Genomic DNA, 2,527 nt, shown 5'->3' on the forward strand with positions numbered 1-2,527 from the left:
AGGGCCGCTGACAGCCGTGTAGTTCGATTCCGGCAGGCGATCAACTGACTCCCGAAGTGCTGAACATGTGCTGTCCGTTCTCGTGAACAGAGCCAGGTCAGGATGAACACCAACGGGCGGCACCTTCGCCCGCCGCCGCAATGGACCTTGCTAGTCTGCCCACCCCTGGAGCGTCCGAGCAGGGCTTCCTTCAGCCGGAGCTTGCGCCGACGCCGGATGCGTCGCGATTCTTCCCGTTTCGGGTCACCTTCGGCATCCCGCCCGTCTTGTTCCTCCGGGCCTCCCCCTTTTGTCGGGCCTTCTGCGCCTCCTCGGCGGCCTTCTCCAGGACGGCCATGGTGTCGGAGCCGAGGTGCATCCCGGCGGCGTCGTGGTGGGCCCGCACGGTGGTGGAGTCCACACTGACCAGGGACAGGTCCACCTCGCCGCGCTTCGCTGCTTCCGCGATCAGGCCCTCCATCAGGGCTTCGAAGACGCCGGCGTCCCGCCACTGCCGGAACCGATTGGAAACGGTCGACCAAGCACCGAACTCCCTCGGCATCTCCCGCCACTGCCCGCCCGTCCGGAATCGCCAGATCACGCCCTCGAACTGCTGCCGCAGTCGCTCCGGGTACGGGCCGTACTCGCCGATCGGCAAGTACGGCTCGATCAACACCCACTCCGCATCCGTCAATTGCGCTCGCGTCACGCACCACGGTCTACCGGATGACCCGCCGCGAAGGTGAATCGTGCAAATTGATCACGACCGAATACGTGCCCTAGGGCCGGCCTGCACAGAGCAAAGGACAGGTTGCCCGAGCGGCACGATGGGACGGCTGTGGCCGTGCGCCCCGCGCACGCTTCCGCGCGCTCCTTCCGCGAGCCGGACCGCACGCCGATCATGGACATGCTAACCGGAACGATCACCTACCCATGAGAGGACCGCGATGGCCATACCCCTGCGCACGCGCCTGACCCGCATCGCCACGCTCGGCACCGCACTCCTCGCCGCCGTGGCGGCCGTCCCGCTCGTGGCGACCCCCGCCGTGGCCGCCGCCGCGAACCCGATCTGTCTGAGCGGCCAGCTCCTCTTCGACTACCAGGCGGCCGAGGAGGGCCCGTCCAAGCCCACCCGGACCAGGCCCGTCCGCAACGCCAACATCCAGCTGTGGGGCCGCGAGAAGCCCACCGACCCCGCGCGCCGGCTCAACGTCAACGTGGCCTACGACTACACCTCGTACCTCGACGGCTCCTACAACCTCTGCTACACCCCCACCACCACGACGACGATGAGCAGCATGTGGGTGCGGTTCGACGCCGAGAGCTCCCGGCTGTGGAGGACCGCGGACGCCAACGGCACCACGTACACCCTGGACTCGCCGGTCCGGGAGAACGTCTCCGCGAGCACCTCCCTCGGTGTCCTGAAGCCCTCGGCCCAGACCTCGCGGGCCTGGCACGCCTTCGACACCCTCAACCTGCTGTGGTGGAACCGCACCAACCCGGTCAGCCTGTGCTGGAGCACGCACGAGCCGAACAACTCGGCCTGCACCGAGCTCACCGTCAAGTGGTACCCCGGTTCGACCGACGGGCCGCTGTACCTCGACAAGACGGTCTACCTCCCCGACGCCGACCCCGACGCCGAGCACGTCGTCCTGCACGAGGGCGGCCACTTCCTGATGGACCGTCTCTACAACGGCGCCATGCCGCCCGACAGCATCTGCACGCCGAACATCATCTGGACGGCCAGCTCCCGCCCCTGCGCGTGGGTCGAGGGCTTCGCCAACGCCACCGCCGCCTACCTGCTCGGCGACAACCGGTACGTCTGGGCGGACGGGAGCAGCAGCGCCTACGTCTACGGTGGCGGCTGGGACACCGGGGACCAGGTGCCCGGAAACGTGGCCGGCTCGCTGCTCGACCTCTGGCGGCAGGTCGACGGCGGCTGGCAGGGCACCATCAAGGCGTTGACCGGGAACAGCCCGGCCAGCTTCGCCGAGTACTACAGGAATGTCCGGCCCGCCGCCAACCCGCCGCTCGCCACCACGGGCACGGCGCTCGACCAACCGGCCCGACACACCGTCCACTACGCCGTGCCGGCCGTCGGCGACGGCAAGTACCACGGCCTCACCAACGGCTACAACCTCGCGCTGAGGCGGGTGGACCCGTGCTGGGTGGGCTCCAGCTCCCGGACCGACATGACCGCCTACGACGCGTCCGTCCCCGAGCAGCGCTGGAAGCTGGACGCCAACGCGGACGGCACGGTGCGGATCTCCGACGGCTGTCCCACCCCGCGGGCCCTCACGTCCTTCGGGCAGTACAACTCGGTCGCCGCCCAGACGTTCGACCCCGCGGACCCGAAGCAGAAGTGGACGGTCACCCAGAACGACAGCGGCACCCTGACCTTCACCTGTCAGGCGACCGGCCTCGTCCTCAGCACCACGAGCACCAATGCGACCGTCAGGCAGGCGCGCAGCAGCGACAAGACCCAGCGCTGGGCCGTCCTTCCGTAGACAGGCATGGCGGACCGAAAGCTGCCACCCATCGCCCGGGG

General features: G+C 68.9%; 1 protein-coding gene and 1 pseudogene. One reads left to right on the forward strand and one right to left on the reverse strand.

The annotated features are described in order from the left end of the window. Positions 1-95 precede the first annotated feature (95 nt). Positions 96-688: pseudogene (locus ACFU7Y_RS42945) on the reverse strand (transposase); the annotation flags it as partial. A gap of 238 nt (positions 689-926) precedes the next feature. On the opposite strand from ACFU7Y_RS42945, the gene ACFU7Y_RS42950 reads away from it, so the two are divergent. Further along, positions 927-2,486 (forward strand): RICIN domain-containing protein, encoded by a 1,560-nt coding sequence (locus ACFU7Y_RS42950; RefSeq protein ID WP_380771901.1) that lies wholly within the window; start codon positions 927-929, stop codon positions 2,484-2,486. Positions 2,487-2,527 lie beyond the last annotated feature (41 nt).

Source organism: Kitasatospora sp. NPDC057542 (genome assembly GCF_042801945.1).
In the GTDB taxonomy this organism is placed as follows: Bacteria; Actinomycetota; Actinomycetes; order Streptomycetales; family Streptomycetaceae; genus Kitasatospora.

Coding starts and splice junctions, on each gene's coding strand:
- ACFU7Y_RS42950 (WP_380771901.1), top strand. CDS start 927: ATGGCCATACCCCTGCGCACGCGCCTGACCCGCATCGCCACGCTCGGC.